14 protein-coding genes and 1 pseudogene are annotated in these 19,809 nt (G+C 66.3%); 12 read left to right on the plus strand and 3 right to left on the minus strand.

Annotated features, from left to right (window positions below; translation table 11 throughout):
- Positions 1 to 44: 44 nt before the first annotated feature.
- Genes aceF through lpdA (ACHMXA_RS15705) form a run of 3 tightly spaced genes read left to right on the plus strand, consistent with a single transcriptional unit; the run spans position 45 to position 4,131 of the window.
- A complete protein-coding gene (gene aceF / locus ACHMXA_RS15695; protein ID WP_395315757.1) occupies positions 45 to 1,718 on the plus strand; it encodes a dihydrolipoyllysine-residue acetyltransferase in 1,674 nt (557 codons plus the stop codon).
- Complete coding sequence (locus tag ACHMXA_RS15700) at positions 1,715 to 2,308, plus strand: MFS transporter (protein WP_176667566.1); 594 nt, start codon at positions 1,715 to 1,717, stop codon at positions 2,306 to 2,308. The genes aceF and ACHMXA_RS15700 overlap by 4 nt, the downstream gene beginning before the upstream one ends.
- Positions 2,305 to 4,131, plus strand: coding sequence for a dihydrolipoyl dehydrogenase (lpdA, locus tag ACHMXA_RS15705; protein WP_176667567.1), 1,827 nt, complete (start codon positions 2,305 to 2,307; stop codon positions 4,129 to 4,131). Before ACHMXA_RS15700 ends, lpdA (ACHMXA_RS15705) begins: the two co-directional genes overlap by 4 nt.
- Positions 4,132 to 4,218: 87 nt before the next feature.
- On the opposite strand, the gene ACHMXA_RS15710 is transcribed toward lpdA (ACHMXA_RS15705), so the two are convergent.
- Positions 4,219 to 4,794 carry a C40 family peptidase gene (locus tag ACHMXA_RS15710; protein WP_176667568.1) on the minus strand — a complete coding sequence of 192 codons (576 nt, stop codon included), beginning with the start codon at positions 4,792 to 4,794 and terminating at the stop codon, positions 4,219 to 4,221.
- A gap of 241 nt (positions 4,795 to 5,035) precedes the next feature.
- Here ACHMXA_RS15710 and ACHMXA_RS15715 point away from each other — a divergent pair, with 241 nt between their 5' ends.
- On the plus strand, positions 5,036 to 6,166 hold the full coding sequence (locus ACHMXA_RS15715) for a PQQ-dependent sugar dehydrogenase (protein ID WP_176667569.1): 1,131 nt from the start codon (positions 5,036 to 5,038) through the stop codon (positions 6,164 to 6,166).
- Positions 6,167 to 6,189: 23 nt separating this feature from the next.
- On the opposite strand, the gene ACHMXA_RS15720 is transcribed toward ACHMXA_RS15715, so the two are convergent.
- Entirely contained in the window at positions 6,190 to 6,987 is a 798-nt protein-coding gene (locus ACHMXA_RS15720; protein ID WP_176667570.1) for an alpha/beta fold hydrolase, read from the minus strand.
- A 10-nt stretch (positions 6,988 to 6,997) separates the two neighbouring features.
- The gene (locus ACHMXA_RS15725) at positions 6,998 to 8,620 is read right to left on the minus strand and encodes a 4-hydroxyphenylacetate 3-hydroxylase family protein (RefSeq protein ID WP_395315758.1); all 1,623 of its coding nucleotides are present in this window, start codon (positions 8,618 to 8,620) and stop codon (positions 6,998 to 7,000) included.
- Positions 8,621 to 8,725: 105 nt separating this feature from the next.
- Between ACHMXA_RS15725 and ACHMXA_RS15730 the strand changes: the two genes are divergently transcribed.
- The 8 genes and pseudogenes from ACHMXA_RS15730 to ACHMXA_RS15765 all read left to right on the plus strand — a co-directional run bounded on the left by ACHMXA_RS15730 (position 8,726) and on the right by ACHMXA_RS15765 (position 19,801).
- Entirely contained in the window at positions 8,726 to 9,472 is a 747-nt protein-coding gene (locus ACHMXA_RS15730; protein WP_395315759.1) for a TetR/AcrR family transcriptional regulator, read from the plus strand.
- Entirely contained in the window at positions 9,415 to 10,017 is a 603-nt protein-coding gene (locus ACHMXA_RS15735) for an isochorismatase family protein (protein ID WP_176667573.1), read from the plus strand. The genes ACHMXA_RS15730 and ACHMXA_RS15735 overlap by 58 nt, the downstream gene beginning before the upstream one ends.
- A 123-nt stretch (positions 10,018 to 10,140) precedes the next feature.
- Positions 10,141 to 12,057, plus strand: coding sequence for a propionate--CoA ligase (locus ACHMXA_RS15740; protein ID WP_176667574.1), 1,917 nt, complete (start codon positions 10,141 to 10,143; stop codon positions 12,055 to 12,057).
- Positions 12,058 to 12,244: 187 nt separating this feature from the next.
- Positions 12,245 to 15,121 carry a 2-oxoglutarate dehydrogenase E1 component gene (locus ACHMXA_RS15745; protein WP_176667575.1) on the plus strand — a complete coding sequence of 959 codons (2,877 nt, stop codon included), beginning with the start codon at positions 12,245 to 12,247 and terminating at the stop codon, positions 15,119 to 15,121.
- A gap of 53 nt (positions 15,122 to 15,174) precedes the next feature.
- A pseudogene (odhB, locus tag ACHMXA_RS15750) lies at positions 15,175 to 16,444 on the plus strand (2-oxoglutarate dehydrogenase complex dihydrolipoyllysine-residue succinyltransferase).
- Positions 16,445 to 16,600: 156 nt separating this feature from the next.
- A complete protein-coding gene (gene lpdA / locus ACHMXA_RS15755; RefSeq protein WP_176667577.1) occupies positions 16,601 to 18,028 on the plus strand; it encodes a dihydrolipoyl dehydrogenase in 1,428 nt (475 codons plus the stop codon).
- A 13-nt stretch (positions 18,029 to 18,041) separates the two neighbouring features.
- The gene (gene zapE, locus ACHMXA_RS15760; RefSeq protein ID WP_176667578.1) at positions 18,042 to 19,142 is read left to right on the plus strand and encodes a cell division protein ZapE; all 1,101 of its coding nucleotides are present in this window, start codon (positions 18,042 to 18,044) and stop codon (positions 19,140 to 19,142) included.
- Positions 19,139 to 19,801, plus strand: a complete 663-nt coding sequence (locus ACHMXA_RS15765; protein WP_176667579.1) for a hypothetical protein — start codon at positions 19,139 to 19,141, stop codon at positions 19,799 to 19,801. The genes zapE and ACHMXA_RS15765 overlap by 4 nt, the downstream gene beginning before the upstream one ends.
- Positions 19,802 to 19,809: the final 8 nt, after the last annotated feature.

Here is a 19,809-nt window from a genome sequence, read left to right on the forward strand (position 1 = left end):
ACCAATCAACGAACGAACGGCGCCTGACGGCGGGAGACAACGATATGGCAGCAGTGGAAGTGAAGGTGCCGGACATCGGCGATTTCGATGAAGTCGCGGTGATCGAGGTGCTCGTGAAGGTGGGCGACACGGTGAAGGCCGAGCAGTCGCTCATCACGGTCGAATCGGACAAGGCGTCGATGGAAATCCCGTCGTCGACCGCCGGTGTGGTCAAGGAACTCAAGGTCGAGGTCGGCAGCAAGGTGAAAGAGGGCTCGGTGGTCCTCGTGCTCGAGGCCGAGGGAGCGGGTGCTGCAGCGGCTCCGGCCCCTGCGCCTGCAGCGGCTCCCGCAGCCGCCGCGCCTGCGCCGGCTGCGGCTGCGCCCGCGCCGGCCCCTGCAGCCGCCCCGGCGGCTTCGGGCCCGGTCGAGGTCAAGGTGCCGGACATCGGCGACTTCAAGGACGTCGCAGTTATCGAAGTGCTGGTGAAGCCGGGCGACGCGATCAAGGCCGAGCAGTCGCTGATCACGGTCGAGTCGGACAAGGCCTCGATGGAAATTCCGTCGTCGGCCGCCGGCGTGCTCAAGGAGTTGAAGGTCAAGGTCGGCGACACGGTCAACATCGGTGACCTGATCGCCGTGCTCGAGGGCGCAGCCGGTTCCGCTGCCCCGGCACCAGCGCCGGCTGCAGCCGCCGCTGCTCCGGCGACCGCCACTGCCACCGCTCCTGCCCCGGCCGCATCTGCACCCGCACCTGCGGCGGCGGCACCGGCCCACAACCCGACGGTCGCCCCCAGCGGCAGCCTGCCGCACGCCTCGCCCTCGGTGCGCAAGTTCGCCCGCGAGCTTGGCGTGCCGCTCGAAGAGGTCAAGGGCTCCGGTCCCAAGGGCCGCATCACGCAGGAAGACATCCAGAACTTCACCAAGGCCGTGATGAGCGGCCAGGCCAGCACCAAGGCCTCGGCGGCCAAGGCGCCGGCCGGTGGCGGCGGTGCCGACGGCGCGGCGCTGGGCCTCATTCCCTGGCCCAAGGTCGACTTCACCAAGTTCGGCACGGTCGAGCGCAAGGACCTGTCGCGCATCAAGAAGCTCAGCGGCGCGAACCTGCACCGCAACTGGGTGATGATCCCGCACGTCACCAACAACGACGAAGCCGACATCACCGAGCTCGAGGCCTTCCGCGTCTCCACCAACAAGGAGAACGAGAAGTCGGGCGTCAAGGTGACGATGCTGGCTTTCGTCATCAAGGCGGTGGTCGCGGCGCTGAAGAAATTCCCCGAGTTCAACACCAGCCTGGACGGCGACCAGCTCGTCTACAAGCAGTACTACAACATCGGTTTCGCGGCGGACACGCCCAACGGCCTCGTGGTGCCGGTGCTGAAGGACGCCGACAAGAAGGGCATCCTGCAGATCAGCGCCGAGATGGGCGAGCTCGCCAAGAAGGCGCGCGACGGCAAGCTCGGCTCGGCCGACATGCAGGGCGGCTGCTTCTCGATCAGCTCGCTCGGCGGCATCGGCGGCACGCACTTCACGCCGATCATCAACGCGCCCGAAGTGGCCATCCTCGGCCTCTCCAAGGGCCAGATGAAGCCGGTGTGGGACGGCAAGCAGTTCGTGCCGCGCCTCACGCTGCCGCTGTCGCTGTCGTACGACCACCGCGTGATCGACGGCGCCCTGGCTGCGCGTTTCAACGCCTACCTGGGCCAGGTGCTCGCGGACTATCGCCGCATCCTGCTATGACCACGGTAGTGGCCGTCCGCAAGGGCGGCCAGGTCACGATGGCAGCGGATTCTCTGGTGACCTTCGGCGACACGCGGCTTTCGCACCGCGCCGAGACGAACCAGAAGATCTTCACCGTCGAGGACGCGGCGGGGCAGAGCCTGTTCGCCCTGGCCGGCGCCGCCGCGCACTTCCTGGTGCTGCAGCACGCGCTGGCCGCGCAGCCGCGCGAGCAGCTGCTGTTCGGCAGCAAGCACGAGATCTTCCGCACCTTCACGATGCTGCATCCGGTGCTGAAGGACTCGTTCTTCATGCAGACCAAGGAAGACGAGCACGAGCCCTACGAGTCGAGCCAGTTCACGATGCTGATGGCCAACCAGAGCGGCATCTACGGCATCTACAGCTACCGCGAGGTGTTCGAGTTCAAGGAGTTCTGGGCCATCGGCTCGGGACGCAGCTTTGCCCTCGGCGCCATGCACGCGGCCTATGACATCAAGTCGCGCACATCGCGCGACGTGGCGGAGGCGGGCATCGCCGCCGCCTGCGAATTCGATCGCAATTCGGCCCCACCGGTCGACGTTCTCACACTCAAACTGAAAGTGTCCAAATGAGCGAACAACAAATCAAGGTGCCCGACATCGGCGACTTCGACGAAGTCGCGGTCATCGAGGTGCTGGTCAACGTCGGAGACACGGTCAAGGCCGAGCAGTCGCTGATCACGGTCGAATCGGACAAGGCCTCGATGGAGATCCCGTCGTCCGCCGCCGGCGTGGTGAAGGCGCTGGCCGTGAAGGTGGGCGACAAGGTCAGCGAAGGCTCGGTGGTGCTGACGCTGGAAGTCGACGGTGCCGCGGCACCAGCGCCCGCAGCGGCAGCGCCTGCCCCGGCCGCCGCCCCCGCGAAGGCTGCTGCTCCCGCGCCCGCGCCAGCCCCCGCTGCTGCGGCCGTGGCCGTGTCCAGCTACGGCGGCAAGGTCGACGTCGAGTGCGACGTGATCGTGCTCGGCGCCGGCCCCGGCGGCTACTCGGCCGCCTTCCGCGCCGCCGACCTGGGCCTGAAGGTCGTGCTGATCGAGCGCTACGCCACCCTCGGCGGCGTGTGCCTGAACGTCGGCTGCATCCCCTCGAAGGCGCTGCTGCACGTGGCTTCGGTCATGGACGAGGTCAAGCACTTCGCCGACCTCGGCGTGAGCTTTGCCGCCCCGACGGTCGACCGCGCCAAGCTGCTCGGCCACAAGAACAAGGTGGTGGGCAAGCTCACCGGCGGCCTCACGGCCATGGCAAAGATGCGCAAGGTGGCGGTGCTGCGCGGCGTCGGCAACTTCATCGACCCGTACCACATCGAGGTCGAGGAAACCTCCGGCACCAGCTGGGACACCACCGGCAGCAAGCAGACCGTCAAGTTCCGCAGCGCGATCATCGCGGCCGGTTCGCAGGCCGTGAGCCTGCCCTTCATGCCGAAGGACCCGCGCGTGGTCGACTCGACCGGCGCGCTGGAGATGGGCACCGATCCCAAGCGCATGCTGATCCTGGGCGGCGGCATCATCGGCCTCGAAATGGGCACGGTGTATTCCACGCTGGGTGCGCGCCTGGACGTGGTCGAGATGCTGGACGGCCTGATGCAGGGCGCGGACCGCGACCTGGTGAAGGTCTGGCAGAAGATGAACGCGCCGCGCTTCGACAACATCATGCTCAAGACCAAGACGGTCGGTGCCGAGGCCACGAAGGAAGGCATCAAGGTCACTTTCGAGGGCGAGAACGCGCCGAAGGAGCCGCAGGTGTACGACCTGGTGCTGCAGGCCGTGGGCCGCAGCCCCAACGGCAAGAAGATCAGCGCCGAGAAGGCCGGCGTCACGGTGAGCGACCGCGGCTTCATTCCGGTCGACATCCAGATGCGCACCAACGTGCCGCACATCTTCGCCATCGGCGACATCGTGGGTCAGCCCATGCTGGCGCACAAGGCGGTGCACGAGGCGCACGTGGCGGCAGAAGTCATCGCCGGCGAGCTGAAGGGCGACAAGGAGCTGTCGAGCGCGGCCTTCAACGCCCGCGTGATCCCGAGCGTGGCCTACACCGACCCCGAAGTGGCGTGGGTCGGCCTGACGGAAGACCAGGCGAAGGCCGAAGGCATCAAGGTCAAGAAGGGGCACTTCCCTTGGACGGCCTCGGGCCGGGCGATTGCCAACGGCCGCGACGAGGGCTTCACCAAGCTGCTGTTCGACGCCGAGACGCATCGCATCCTGGGCGGCGGCATCGTCGGCACGCATGCCGGCGACATGCTGGGCGAGATCGCGCTGGCCATCGAGATGGGCGCCGACGAGATCGACATCGGCAAGACCATTCACCCGCACCCGACGCTGGGCGAAAGCATCGGCATGGCGGCGGAAGTGGCGCACGGCACCTGCACGGACCTGCCGCCGCAGAAGAAGGGCTGAAGAAGAGCCGAAGGGCGCCTGCCTGTCGGGCGCCCATAAAAAATCCCGCCGAGGCGGGATTCTTTTCGTCCTTGACGGGAAGGGGGCTCAGTTGCCGGTATTCGCGACCGCTGCGGCCTTCACTTCGTCCGCCTGACCGCCGACCACGCGACGGGCACCGTCGAAGCGGCGCTGCCAGTAGCTGCCGTTCATGTCTTCCACGCGGACTTGCGCGCCGGAGCGGGGAGAGTGGATGAACTTGCCTTCGCCGACATAGATGCCGACATGGCTGAAGGCGCGGCGCATGGTGTTGAAGAACACGAGGTCGCCGGGCTTGAGCTGGTCGCGGTCGATCTTCTCGGTGGCGGCGGCCTGCTCTTCGGCGCGGCGGGGGAGCATGTGGCCGACCGTCTGGTTGTACATGGCGCGGACGAAGCCGCTGCAGTCGAAACCGGATTCGGCGGTGTTGCCGCCGCGGCGGTAGGGAACGCCGAGGAATCCGATGGCGGTGACGACCAGGTCGGAAGTGCGTTCGGTGACGGTTTGGCGAACCTGCTTGAGTTGCCCGATCAGGCCTTTGTCGGCAAGCATTCGTGCCAGCTCGTCATCGGTTTTTTCCTGTTGGGGGGCTGCATGGACTGCAACGGCAAAGAGGAGGGATGCGGGTAGGACGAAAAAACGCATGGCGCGTAGGATATTGATGACGCGCGGTTATGTCAATTTAAACAGAATTAGCGGATCCCTCTGTAAGTCATTGATTTACATGAAAAATTTCGATCCGGCCAAAGAAAAAATGTAACGGCGAACGTTTATGGTCCATAAACGGTTGACGGCCGAAAGGCCTTCAGACCTCGGGTGGATCGATGCTCATGCTGGATTCGGTCGCTATTTCTCGCCAAGATCGCCCCAACTTCACGGAAAAGCCATGAACTTGCCGCGCTTGCCTCTTTGGACATCACTTCGATGCTGGACATTTGTCACGGTAATCGGGTTCTGCGGCCTCACCGCCGCGCAGACTCGGTCTGAAACCGTGGCGACGGGGCTCGAGAACCCGTGGGGTGTTGCCTTCCTTCCGGGCGGCCGTTTCGTGGTGACGGAGCGGCCCGGCCGCATGCGGCTGATTGGTGCCGACGGAAGGATCGGCGCTCCCATCGCAGGCCTGCCTCCCATTGCGGCGGGCGGGCAGGGCGGCCTGCTCGACGTGCTCGCCGACTCCGGCTTCGAAAAGAACCGCACGCTGTATTTCTGCTTCTCCGAGCCCGACGCCGGCGGCTCGGCCAACAGCACCGCGCTGGCCCGCGCCAATCTGTCGACCGACGGCACGAAGCTCGAGGAGCTGAAGATCATCTTCAGCCAGCAGCCCAAGGTGGCGAGCCGCGCCCACTTCGGCTGCCGCATCGTCGAGGCGCGCGACGGCACGCTCTTTCTCACGCTCGGCGACCGCTTCAGCCGCAAGGAAGACGCGCAGAAGCTCGACAACCATCTCGGCAAGATCGTGCGCATCGGCAAGGACGGCTCGGTGCCCAAGGCCAACCCCTTCGTCGGCAAAGCGGGCGCGCTCCCCGAGATATGGAGCTACGGACACCGCAACGGGCAGGGCGCCACGCTCGCGCCCGACGGCCGTCTCTGGATGACCGAGCACGGCCCGCAAGGCGGCGACGAAATCAACATTCCGCAGGCCGGCCGCAACTACGGCTGGCCGGTGATCACCTACGGCGAGAACTACGGCGGCGGCAAGATCGGCGACGGCATCACGGCCAAGGAAGGTATGGAGCAGCCGCTGCACTACTGGGTGCCGTCGATAGCGCCGTCCGGCATGGCGTTCCTGACCAGCGATCGCTATGGCGCCGCCTGGAAGGGCAACCTCTTCGTCGGTTCGCTTAAGTTCGGCTACCTCGATCGCATCGAGCTGAAGGCCGGCAAGGTGGTCGCCGAACACAAGCTGCTGGCCGAGGGGCGCGCGCGCATCCGCGACGTGAAGCAGGGCCCGGACGGCTTGCTCTACGTGCTGACCGACGAAGCCGACGGCAAACTGCTGCGCCTGCGGCCGAACTGAGCCGGCTTCAGCTCGATAGATGTTCAGCCGGGGCAGCCCGGCAGCGGCAGGGTCGGAAGCATCCGGCGCCAGAGCCGGTTCCATTCGGGCCAGTCGTGGCCGCCTTCGGTCGTGAAGACACGCTCGGGCGGCAGCACGCCGGCCAGCAGGCGGTGGCTGAATGCGAAGCGGTCGTCCAGTCCGTAACCCAGATAGAGCGGGGGCCGGGCACCCGCGGTGTTCGTGAAGCCGGCGTAGCCGCGCAGCCATTGCCAGAGCTGGGTCTCGTCCGGCGTTCGTGGAGGTGCAGCGGCTGGATCGACCAGCGGCCCCTTCCACTTGGCAAGGCCGCCGGCATTGGCGATGTCAGTGGAGAGCGTGCGTTCGCCCAGATAGGGCGCGATCGTCACCAAGCCTGCGAGGTCGCCAGGATGCGTCTGCGCGTAGAGCATTCCGCCGAAGCCACCGAGCGAGATGCCCACGAACCAGATCTGGCGGTAGCCCTGGCCGCGTGCCGGCACCATCACGTCGGCGCTCAGGCGATCGAGGATGGTCTTGTCGTTGAAGTAGCCGAGGTGGGAGTCGACCAGCATCACGTCGGCCGCGATGCGGTTCTCGCGGACTGCGCGAACGAAGCCTTCGCGCTCGAATTCGTCGGGCGCCGAATACGCGCCAGGCAGCATCACCAGCAGCGTGTCGATGTTGTCGCGCGGGCAGCTGCTTTTCTCGAGGGAGGTCGCCATCGGCACCGTGGCCTTGCGCACGCCGCCGCAGGCCATGACGAGCAGCGCGACGCCCAGCCCCGCCGCCGCGAGGCCCAACCGTTTCGAGAAGAACTTCATCCGCCGGAGTCTAGGCGCGCCGCGAGGCCGGCAGGTCGACCATCACCGGCTGGCCCGGCGTGGTGCATCCCGTGTCGCAGCACCTGCCCGGCTGGCGGTTGCGGGTGATGGCGCGCGCCGGATCGTGAGGCGCGGCAGCCGGCGAGCCGTCGGCCGCGATGCCGCGTTCGAGGATGCGTTCGACCAGCTCGACCTTGGAGCCCACGGGATAGTTACGCCAGATCTCCTGCTTCATCGCCGCGGGCGAGCCGCCGCCGTGCAGGCTGATCACGCTGTACCAGCCGCCCTGGTAGCCGGCGGTCAGGTCCTCGATGAAGCGGGCCGTCTCGATGCGCTGCTCGTAGGGAATGGCCGGGTTGGCACGCAGCACGTCGGACAGGCGGGCTGCGGTCTCCGGGTTGTGGTCTTCGTCGGGGCCGGGCAGGGTGACGATCAGGCCGCCGCTCACGTAGTGCGCGATGCGGTGCATGTCGTAGATCTTCGTGGCCAGCAGCAGCTTGCCGATGTTGCTGAACACCGGATCGGGCATGAACACCTCGCAGTGCTCGTCGGCCTTGCCGTAGACGCTGGCCGCCACGCCGCAGGCGAAGAAGCTCTCGGTGATGGTGATGAGCTCGACCATCTGCTCGCGCAGGTGGCTTTCCTTGCCCGGGTCGAAGCCGTTGGCCTCGCACATCAGCGCGCCCGCGCCGATCAGCAGGTCGCCGAAGCCGGCGCGCGCGCCGATGCAGCTGTGGCGGTGGTGCGTGGCGTAGCTGTAGGTCAGGTGGCCGGAGTGCTCCCACTCGCCAGCATAGAACACGCGTTCCCAGGGCACGAAGACCTTGTCGAACATGCACACGCCGGTGCTCTGCCCGTACTTGCGGCTGAAGAGGGCCTCGCCATGCTCAAGCTTCTCGCCGGGCCGGCCCGCCGGCCGCGCGACGATGGTGAGGCCGGGCGCATCGAGCGGCACGGCGCAGCAGACCGCGAAGTCGGCGTCTTCTTTTCCCATGTTGCGGCAGGGCATGACGAGCAGCTCGTGCACGTAGGGCGCGCCGGTCACGATCGCCTTGGTGCCCGAGATGACGATGCCGCGCGCGTTGCGCTCGACCACGTGCAGGTAGCTGTCGACGTTGGCCTGCTCGTGCGGGCGGCGGCTGCGGTCGCCCTTGGCGTCTGTCATGGCGACGCCGAGCGTCAGGTCCTGGTCCTGCACGCGGTGCAGGTATTCGTGGAAGCGGGTCGTGTGTTCGGTGCTGCCGCGGGCGTCGTCGATGCGGGCCGACACCTGGGCGATGGCGTTGAGCGCGTCGTGCGTCAGGTAGCGCTGGGCGCAGCCCGTTTCCTGGCAGACCAGGCGCACGGCCTCGAGCTTGTTGAGCAGGTCGCCGGCGCTCGTGTTGATGTGTGAGAGGCGGTTGACCCGCTTGCCGCTGGTGTGCTGAACCGCAGTCATCAGCGGCTCGTATTCCTTCTTCAGGGCGTAGTCGTAGGTGAGGGCGATGGCATTGATGCCGGGCTGGAAGGCCGCTTCGTCGGCCACGCTGTCGACGCGTCGGCCGTCGACGAAAACCGTGGGCTTGTAGCGGCGCAGCGATTCGCGGTAGTCGGCGCCGGACATGAGGGAGGCGCTGGAAAGCGGGGCGTTCATCGTGTCTGTCTCCTGGCTGTTTGCCGTGATTTAAACACTGTTCAATTTTTCGATCAACGGTCAGAAAATCGGATGCTCGATCAATCGAAGGCTATATTTCGGCCAATGGAAGCCAAGATCCAACGCCGCCAGGCGCTCAGCGATGCCCGCCGTATGCTCGTGCTCGATGCCGCCCGTGCGGTCTTTCTGGAAGCCGGCATCGAGGGCGCGAGCGTGCGCGAAATCGCCAGGAGGGCCGGCTACACGCCGGGTGCCATCTATTCGTACTTCGAGAGCAAGGAGGCGATCTACGCGGCCTTGCTCGACGAGTCGATCCAGCGGCTGCAAACCGCCGTAGCCGACGCCCCGGTGTCGCAGGACGGCCCCGGCCAGGCGCTCGCGGCGAGAGCCCAGGCGTGGTTCGACTTCTACGCGGCGAACCCGCGCGACCTGGACCTGGGCTTCTATCTTGTGCAGGGCATGCGCCCGCGCGGCCTGACCAGCGAACTCGACCACGAGCTGAACGACCATCTCTACCAGGCCCTGCGACCCTGCGAAGAGGCGCTGCAGGAACTGGGGCTCGACGCGGACACCGCCCTGCGCGAGAACACGGCGCTCTTCGCGCACGGCGTCGGCCTGCTGCTGATGCAGCACACGGGGGCGCATCCGCATGTTCAGGCAGTCGGCCGACGCGCTGTTCAAGGCCTACGTGGCCCAGCTCGTGCAGCGCGTTGCCGGCGGCTCGCGTCAGCCGGGTCTTTTCGGTGGTACGGTTCAGCCCGATTCAACAGATTCCTGAGAGAAAGAACCTTTTCATGCTGCTCGATGCCTCGCAATCCCAACTCGTCCTGGTCGACTACCAGGAGCGCCTGATGCCGGCGATCTTCGAGGGAGAAGCGGTCGCGCAGAACGCCGTGCGGCTCGGCAAGATGGCCAAGCTGTTCCAGGTGCCGGTGTTCGGCACCGAGCACAACCCCTCCAAGCTTGGCCAGAACCTGCCCGACATCCGCGCGCATTTCCAGCGCACCCTGTCGAAGATGCACTTCAGCGGCGTGGAAGAGGGCCTGGGCGAATGGCTGCGCGTGCCGGCCAAGGCGCCGCAGGGCAATGCGCGCAGCCTGCCCAAGCACCTGCAGAAGCCGCAGCAGGCCGCCGAGGAGCGCAACAGCATCGTCATTGCCGGTTGCGAAGCCCATGTCTGCCTGCTGCAGACGGCGCTCGACCTGCTGGAAGACGAGTTCGAGGTCTGGGTCGTGACCGACGCCTGCAGCTCGCGCACCGAGCGCAACCGCGATGCCGCCTTCGACCGCCTGGCCGGCGCGGGCGCCGAGCTGGTGACGACGGAGATGGTCGGCTTCGAATGGCTGCGCACGGCGGAGCATCCCGCGTTTCCTGAAGTGCTCTCGCTCGTCCGCTGAGCCGGGCGGCGGAGTAAAGCCGGATTGCTCCGGCTGTCAGCTTGCTGCAAGATCGGTCTCCATAATTATGAATTCAGTTTTGGCGCCGGCCAGAACGGAACGAATAACAGGAGACAAACCGAGATGAGCCGCTATGAAGAGTTCCATCGCCAATCCGTGGACGCGCCCGAGGCCTTCTGGGCCGAGCAGGCGAAGCTGATCGACTGGCAGACGCCCGCGCAACAGATACTCGACGCCAGCCAGCCGCCTTTCGCGCGCTGGTTCGTGGGCGGCACCACCAACCTCTGCCACAACGCCGTCGACCGCCACCTGGCGCAGCGGGGAGACCAGCCGGCGCTGATCTTCGTTTCCACCGAAACGGGTGTGGAGAAGAGCTACAGCTTCGCCGAACTGCACGCCGAGGTGCAGCGCACCGCCGCCAGCCTCCTCGAACTGGGAGTGGGCAAGGGCGACCGCGTGCTCATCTACATGCCGATGATCCCGGAGGCCGCCTTCGCGATGCTGGCCTGCGCGCGCATCGGCGCCATTCACTGCGTGGTGTTCGGCGGCTTCGCCAGCGGCTCGCTCGCCACGCGCATCGAGGACGCCGAGCCCAAGGTGATCGTGAGCGCCGACGCGGGCTCGCGCGGCAGCAAGGTCATCGCGTACAAGCCGCTGCTCGACGAGGCGATCCGGCTGTCGAAGCACAAGCCTTCGGCCGTGCTGCTGACCGACCGCGGCCTCGCGCCGATGGAGCTGACTGCCGGGCGCGATCATCTGGCCGCCGAACTGCGCCGCAAGCACCTCGACGCCAAGGTGCCCTGCGCCTGGCTGGCGTCCACCGACATCAGCTACACCATCTACACGAGCGGCACCACCGGCAAGCCCAAGGGCGTGCAGCGCGACGTGGGCGGCTACGCGGTGGCGCTCGCCGCGAGCATGAAGCACATCTTCGACGGCCGGCCCGGCGAAACCTACTTCTCCACCAGCGACATCGGCTGGGTGGTGGGCCACAGCTACATCGTCTACGGCCCGCTGATCGCAGGCATGGCGACGATCATGTACGAGGGCCTGCCCACGCAGGGCATCGACCGGCAACCCGACGGCGGCATCTGGTGGCGCCTCGTCGAGAAATACAAGGTGACGGTGATGTTCAGCGCGCCCACCGCGGTGCGCGTGCTCAAGAAGCAGGACCCGGCGCTGCTGAAGAAATACGACCTCTCGACCCTGCGCGCGCTGTTCCTGGCCGGCGAGCCGCTGGACGAACCGACCGCGCGCTGGATCAGCGAGGGCCTGGGCGTGCCGATCATCGACAACTACTGGCAGACCGAATCGGGCTGGCCGATGATCACCATCGCCAACGGCGTCGAGCCCAAGCCCAGCAAGTTCGGCAGCCCGGGCGTGCCGATGTACGGCTACCGCATCAAGATACTGCACGAGTCCACCGGCGAGGAACTGACCGGCGCGAACGAGAAGGGCGTGGTCGTGGTCGAGGGGCCGACGCCGCCTGGCTTCATGCAGACCGTGTGGAAGGACGACGCGCGCTTCGTCAACACCTACTGGAAGAGCGTGCCGGGCAAGATGGTCTATTCGACCTTCGACTGGGGCATTCGCGACGAGGACGGCTATTTCTACATCCTCGGGCGCACCGACGACGTGATCAACGTCGCGGGCCACCGCCTGGGTACGCGCGAGATCGAGGAGAGCATCTCGGGCCATTCCAACGTGGCCGAGGTGGCGGTGGTCGGCGTGGCCGATGCGCTGAAGGGGCAGGTGGCGATGGCCTTCGTGGTGCCCAAGGACGGCAAGGCCGTGACCGACGCCGATGCGGCGCTCAAGCTCGAAGGCGAGATCATGAAGCTGGTGGCCGACCAGCTCGGCGCGCTGGCCCGGCCGGCCCGGGTGCGCTTCGTCTCCGGCCTGCCGAAGACCCGCAGCGGCAAGCTGCTGCGCCGGGCCATCCAGGCCGTCTGCGAGCAGCGCGACCCGGGCGACCTGACCACCATCGACGACCCCGCCACCCTGCAGCAGATCAAACAGTTACTCTCTTCGCCCGAATGAGCGGGGAATGAGCAACAGGAGGGCTTGCGAAGCCGGGTTGGACCGTCATATGGTTGACGTGGCACAATGCCAAGGTACTCAGGCCCTTCCCCAGCCACAGTCGCATCCGCCAATCGGTTCAGCCGTGTCGCGGAAGGTTTCTTAAACCAGCTAGTGCTTCCCTCAGGGAAGCGAAGGTCAGCGGATCATGAGCGATTCCTCTACGCCCTCGGCGTACACCGCCTATCAAGGCAACACGTACCTCTTCGGCGGCAACGCCCCCTATGTCGAGGAGATGTACGAGAACTACCTCTCCAACCCCGGCAGCGTTCCCGACAACTGGCGCTCGTACTTCGACGCGCTGCAGAACGTGCCGGCCGCCGACGGCTCGAACACCCGCGACGTCCCCCACCAGCCGGTCATCAACGCTTTTGCCGAACTGGCGAAGCAGGGCACGACCAAGGTCGTGCAGGCCAGCGGCGCCGACTCCGAACTCGGCCGCAAGCGCACGGCCGTCCAGCAGCTGATCGCCGCCTATCGCAACGTCGGCGCCCGCTGGGCCGACCTCGATCCGCTCAAGCGCACCGAGCGCCCCTCCATTCCTGAACTCGAGCCCTCGTTCTACGGCTTCGCCGATGCCGACCTCGAGACGGTGTTCAACACCAGCAACACGTTCTTCGGCAAGGACACCATGTCCTTGCGCGACCTGCTGAACGCGCTGCGCGAAACGTACTGCGGCACCATCGGCGCCGAGTACATGTACACCACCGACCAGAACCACAAGCGCTGGTGGCAGCAGAAGCTCGAGAGCGCCCGCACCAATCCCAAGCTCAATGCCGAGCAGAAGAAGCGCGTTCTCGACCGCCTGACCGCGGCCGAAGGCCTGGAACGCTTCCTCCACACCAAGTACGTCGGCCAGAAGCGCTTCTCGCTCGAAGGCGGCGAGAGCTTCATCGTCGCGATGGACGAGCTCATCAACCGCGCCGGCGAGAAGGGCGTGCAGGAAATCGTGATCGGCATGGCCCACCGCGGCCGCCTGAACGTGCTGGTGAACTCGCTGGGCAAGATGCCCGCCGACCTGTTCGCCGAATTCGACCACACCGCCCCCGAAGAGCTGCCCAGCGGCGACGTGAAGTACCACCAGGGCTTCAGCTCCGACGTCAGCACCCCTGGCGGCCCGGTGCACCTGTCGCTGGCGTTCAACCCCTCCCACCTCGAAATCGTCAATCCGGTCGTCGAAGGCTCGGTGCGTGCGCGCATGGACCGCCGCGGCGACAAGGAAGGCGACTCGGTGCTGCCGGTGCTCGTGCACGGCGACGCCGCCTTCGCCGGCCAGGGCGTGGTCATGGAAACGCTGGCGCTGGCAGAGACCCGCGGCTACTACACCGGCGGCACGGTCCACATCGTCATCAACAACCAGATCGGCTTCACCACCAGCGACCCGCGCGACAGCCGCTCGACGCTGTACTGCACGGACATCGTCAAGATGATCGACGCGCCGGTGCTGCACGTGAACGGCGACGATCCGGAAGCCGTGGTGCTGTGCATGCAACTCGCGCTGGAGTTCCGCCAGGAATTCAACAAGGACGTGGTCATCGACATCGTCTGCTACCGCAAGCTGGGCCACAACGAGCAGGACACCCCCTCGCTCACCCAGCCGCTGATGTACAAGAAGATTGCCCAGCACCCCGGCACCCGCCGCCTGTACGCCGACAAGCTGGCCGCGCAGGGCATGGGCGACACGCTCGGCGACGACATGGTCAAGGCATACCGCGCCGCCATGGACGCGGGCAAGCACACCATCGACCCGGTGCTGACCAACTTCAAGAGCAAGTACGCGGTCGACTGGAGCCCCTTCCTCAACAAGAAGTGGACCGACGCCGGCGACACCGCCATCCCCACCACCGAGTGGAAGCGCCTGGCCGAGAAGATCACCACCGTGCCGCAAGGCTTCACCGTGCACCCGCTGGTGAAGAAGGTGCTGGACGACCGCGCTGCCATGGGCCGCGGCGACGTGAACGTCGACTGGGGCATGGGCGAGCACATGGCCTTCGCCTCCCTGGTGGCCAGCGGCTACCCGGTGCGCCTGTCGGGTGAAGACTCCGGCCGCGGCACCTTCACGCACCGCCACGCGGTGCTGCACGACCAGAACCGCGAGAAGTTCGACGAAGGCACCTACGTGCCGCTGCAGAACGTGGCCGACAACCAGGCTCCGTTCGTCGTCATCGACTCCATCCTCTCGGAAGAAGCGGTGCTGGCCTTCGAATACGGCTACGCCTCGAACGACCCGAACACCCTGGTGATCTGGGAAGCGCAGTTCGGCGACTTCGTCAACGGCGCGCAAGTGGTGATCGACCAGTTCATCGCCTCGGGCGAAGTGAAGTGGGGCCGTGTCAACGGCATCACCATGATGCTGCCGCACGGCTACGAAGGCCAGGGCCCCGAGCACAGCTCGGCCCGCCTGGAGCGCTTCATGCAACTGGCCGCCGACGCCAACATGCAGATCGTGCAGCCCACCACGGCCAGCCAGATCTTCCACGTGCTGCGCCGCCAGATGGTGCGCAACCTGCGCAAGCCGCTGATCATCATGACGCCGAAGTCGCTGCTGCGTAACAAGGACGCGACCTCGCCGCTGTCCGAGTTCGTCAAGGGCGGTTTCCAGACCGTGATCCCCGACAGTCGCGACCTGAAGGCCGAGAAGGTCAAGCGCCTGATCGCCTGCTCGGGCAAGGTCTACTACGACCTGGCCAAGAAGCGCGAGGAGAAGGAAGCCGACGACGTGGCGATCATCCGCGTCGAGCAGCTCTATCCGTTCCCGCACAAGGCATTCGCCGCCGAGATCAAGAAGTACCCGAATCTCGTAGACGTGGTCTGGTGCCAGGACGAGCCGCAGAACCAGGGCGCCTGGTTCTTCGTGCAGCACTACATCCACGAAAACATGCAGGAAGGCCAGAAGCTCGGCTACTCCGGCCGTGCCGCCTCGGCATCGCCGGCGGTGGGCTACTCGCACCTGCACCAGGAACAGCAGAAGGCGCTCGTCGATGGCGCATTCGGCAAGCTCAAGGGCTTCGTGCTGACCAAGTAAACCTGTCCTCTTTCACACGAACACCCTGAAGAACAAATCGGAGCCCACTCCAAATGTCTATCGTTGAAGTCAAAGTCCCCCCAGCTTTCCGAATCCGTGGCCGAAGCCACCATGCTCACCTGGAAGAAGAAGGCCGGCGAAGCCGTCGCCGTCGATGAAATCCTGATCGAGATCGAGACCGACAAGGTCGTGCTCGAAGTGCCCGCTCCCTCGGCCGGCGTGCTGGCCGAAATCGTCCAGCCCGACGGCGCCACCGTGGTCGCCGACCAGCTGATCGCCAAGATCGACACCGAAGGCAAGGCCGGCGCCGCCGCTCCCGCTGCAGCACCCGCTGCCGCAGCAGCCCCGGCGCCCGCAGCCGCTCCGGCAGCTGCAGCCGCAGCCACCGGCGGCTCGAAGGCCGACGTGGCCATGCCCGCCGCCGCCAAGCTGCTGGCCGACAACAACCTGAAGACCGGCGACGTCGCCGGCTCGGGCAAGGACGGCCGCGTCACCAAGGGTGACGTGCTCGCAGCCGTTGCCTCGGGCGCCAAGCCCGCACCCGCCGCCACCATCGCCGTGCCGGCAGCCAAGCCCGCGCTGCCGCAGGTCGCCGCTCCGGCCAGCGCGCCCGACCTGGGCGAGCGCCCCGAGCAGCGCGTGCCGATGAGCCGCCTGCGCGCCCGCATCGCCGAGCGCCTGTTGCAGTCGCAGTCGACCAACGCCATCCTGACCACCTTCAACGAAGTCAACATGGCGCCCGTCATGGAACTGCGCAAGCGCTTCCAGGACAACTTCACCAAGGAACACGGCGTGAAGCTCGGCTTCATGTCCTTCTTCGTGAAGGCTGCAGTGCACGCTCTCAAGAAGTACCCTGTGCTCAACGCCTCGGTGGACGGCAACGACATCCTGTACCACGGCTACTTCGACATCGGCATCGCCGTCGGTTCGCCGCGCGGCCTGGTGGTGCCGATCCTGCGCAATGCCGACCAGATGAGCTTCGCCGACATCGAGAAGAAGATCGCCGAATACGGCAAGAAGGCCCAGGAAGGCAAGCTCGGCATCGAAGAGATGACCGGCGGTACCTTCTCCATCTCCAACGGCGGCACCTTCGGCTCGATGCTCTCGACGCCGATCATCAACCCGCCCCAGTCGGCCATCCTCGGCGTGCACGCCACGAAGGACCGCGCCGTGGTCGAGAACGGCCAGATCGTGATTCGCCCGATGAACTACCTGGCGATGAGCTACGACCACCGCATCATCGACGGCCGCGAAGCCGTGCTGGGCCTGGTCGCCATGAAGGAAGCGCTGGAAGATCCGTCGCGCCTGCTGTTTGATATCTGATCCACCCCCGTTGCTTGCTCACTTCGTGTAGCCGCCTCCCCCCCTCAGGGGGCGCACCCGGCGGCCCGGCAAAGCCGGTTCCGCGGGTGCCTCCGAGATGGCCTGCGCTTCGCGCGGCCCTGGCGGAAGGCGGTACACCGAATTACGAAAGAACCTATGTCCAAACAATTTGACGTGATCGTCATCGGCGGCGGCCCTGGCGGCTACATCGCTGCCATCCGCGCCGCACAGCTCGGCTTCAACGTGGCCTGCATCGACGAATGGAAGAACGGCAAGGGCGGCCCCGCACCGGGAGGCACCTGCACCAACGTCGGCTGCATTCCCTCCAAGGCGCTGCTGCAGTCGTCGGAGCACTTCGAGCAGGCCGGCCACCACTTCGCCGACCACGGCATCAAGGTCGAAGGCCTGGGCCTCGACATCGACAAGATGCTGGCCCGCAAGGACCAGGTCGTGAAGCAGAACAACGACGGCATCCTGTACCTGTTCAAGAAGAACAAGATCGCCTTCTTCCACGGCCGCGGCTCGTTCGTGAAGGCGGACGCAGGCGGCTACGAGATCAAGGTGGCTGGCGCCGCCGAAGAGTCGATCGTCGGCAAGCACATCATCGTGGCCACGGGCTCCAACGCCCGCGCGCTGCCGGGCACGCCGTTCGACGAGGAAAACATCCTCTCCAACGACGGCGCGCTGCGCATCGGCGCGGTGCCGAAGAAGCTGGGCCTGATCGGCTCGGGCGTCATCGGCCTGGAAATGGGCTCGGTGTGGCGTCGCCTCGGCGCGGAAGTCACGGTGCTCGAAGCACTGCCGACCTTCCTCGGCGCGGTGGACGAGCAGATCGCCAAGGAAGCCAAGAAGGCCTTCGACAAGCAGAAGCTCAAGATCGAGCTCGGCGTGAAGGTCGGCGAGATCAAGTCGTCGAAGAAGGGTGTGAGCGTTGCCTGGACCGATGCCAAGGGCGAAGCCCAGACGCTGGAAGTCGACAAGCTGATCGTGTCGATCGGCCGCGTGCCCAACACCATCGGCCTGAACGCCGAAGCCGTGGGCCTGAAGCTCGACGAGCGCGGCGCCATCGCCGTGGACGACGAGTGCAAGACCAGCCTGCCCAACGTGTGGGCCATCGGCGACGTCGTGCGTGGCCCGATGCTGGCGCACAAGGCCGAGGAAGAGGGCGTTGCCGTGGCCGAGCGCATCGCTGGCCAGCACGGTCATGTCAACTTCAACACCGTGCCGTGGGTGATCTACACCAGCCCCGAGATCGCGTGGGTCGGCCAGACCGAGCAGCAGCTCAAGGCCTCGGGCCGCGCCTACAAGGCCGGCACCTTCCCGTTCCTCGCGAACGGCCGCGCACGTGCGCTGGGCGACACGACCGGCATGGTCAAGTTCCTGGCCGACGCCGCGACCGACGAGATCCTGGGCGTGCACATCGTGGGCCCGCAGGCCAGCGAGCTGATCTCCGAAGCCGTGGTGGCGATGGAGTTCAAGGCCAGCGCCGAGGACATTGCGCGCATCTGCCACGCGCACCCGTCGCTGTCGGAAGCCACGAAGGAAGCGGCACTCGCCGTGGACAAGCGCACGCTGAACTTCTGATCTCGCCGATCTTTTGACCAGCGTCAAACAGGCCTACGAGGCGGAACTCGCTGCGCGCGGGTTCAAGAGCGATCCCGCGCAACTGCGCGCCGTGGAGGCGCTGGATCGCTGCGCCACCGAATGGGCCGAGTACAAGGCCCAGCGCTCGAACGCGCTGAAGAAGTTCATCAACAGGCCGGAGCTCCCGCGCGGCGTCTACATGTATGGCGGCGTCGGGCGGGGCAAGAGCTTCCTGATGGACCTGTTCTTCAACGCCGTGCCGCTGCGGCGCAAGACGCGCCTGCACTTCCACGAGTTCATGCGCGAGGTGCACCGCGAGCTGCGCGAGCTGCAGGGCACGGTCAATCCGCTCGACGAGCTTGGACTGCGAATTTCCAAGCGCTACAAGCTCATCTGCTTCGACGAGTTCCACGTGGCCGACATCACCGACGCGATGATTCTTCATCGGCTGCTGGTGTCGCTCTTCGACAACGGCGTGGGCTTCGTGACCACATCGAACTTCAAGCCCGACGACCTGTATCCGGGCGGGCTTCATCGCGACCGCATCCTGCCCGCCATCGAGCTGCTGAACGAGAAGCTCGAGGTGCTGAGCGTGGACAACGGCACCGACTACCGGCGCCGTACGCTGGAGCAACTGCGCATGTACCTCACGCCCAACGATGCGGCGGCCGAGAAGGAAATGCGCAAGGCTTTCGACAAGCTGGCCGAGACGGCCGACGAAAACCCGATCCTGCACATCGAGCAGCGCGAGATCCGCGCGCTGCGCAAGGCCGGCGGCGTGGTCTGGTTCGACTTCAAGACGCTGTGCGGCGGTCCGCGCTCGCAGAACGACTATCTCGAGATCGCGAGCCAGTTCCACACCGTGCTGCTGTCCGACGTGCCGCACATGCCGGTGCGCATGGCCTCCGAAGCACGCCGTTTCACGTGGCTGGTCGACGTCTTGTACGACCGGCGATGCAAGCTCATCATGTCGGCTGAGGTTCCGCCCGAGGCGTTGTACACCGAAGGACCGCTGTCGCACGAGTTCCCGCGCACGGTCTCACGGCTCACCGAAATGCAATCGAGCGAGTTCCTTTCCCTGGAACGCCGCATCGTCGACACCCGACTCACATGAAGAAAACCGCTCTTGCCCTGCTCATGGCGTTGGCCAGCCTGCCGCTGTGGGCGCAGTCCAATGCCGCCGCGGGCAACGCCGATCTCGAGGCCGAGAAGCGCCGGCTTTCCTCCGAGCGGGAAGTCATCGAGAAGCGCTACGTCGAGGAGCGGGCAGCCTGCTACAAGAAGTTCGCGGTGGAAGACTGCCTGCGCGAAAGCCGTGGCCGGCATCGCAAGGACACCGAGAACATCAAGCGGCAGGAAACCGCCATCAACGACATCCAGCGCCAGCGCAGCGGTGCGGCCGAACTGCAGAAGCTCGACCAGAAGGCGGGCACGCAGCGCCAGGCGGACACGCCCGAGAAGCAGCAGCAGTCGATCCAGAACCAGAAGGACCGTGAGCAGCGCGCAGCCGACCACGCCGCCAGCCGCGCCGCCACGGCGGCCGAGGCCGCCGAACGCGAGCGCCAGTTCCAGTCCAAGCAGCAGGCGCATGCCGACGAGCAGGCCAAGGCCGCGCAGCGCAGGGCGGAAGCGCCCGAGGCGGTCAAGCGTTTCGAGGAAAAGCAGAAGCGCGCGGCCGAACACCGTGCCGCCCGGGAGCGGCAGAACGCCAACCGCGACAAGCCGCGCGGGGCCCCGCTGCCACCGCCGCCGGCCGAGCCCGCAAAGCCCTGAGCCTGTGC

Origin of the sequence: Variovorax sp. UC74_104 (assembly GCF_044055375.1) — a bacterium.
In the GTDB taxonomy this organism is placed as follows: Bacteria; Pseudomonadota; Gammaproteobacteria; order Burkholderiales; family Burkholderiaceae_C; genus Variovorax.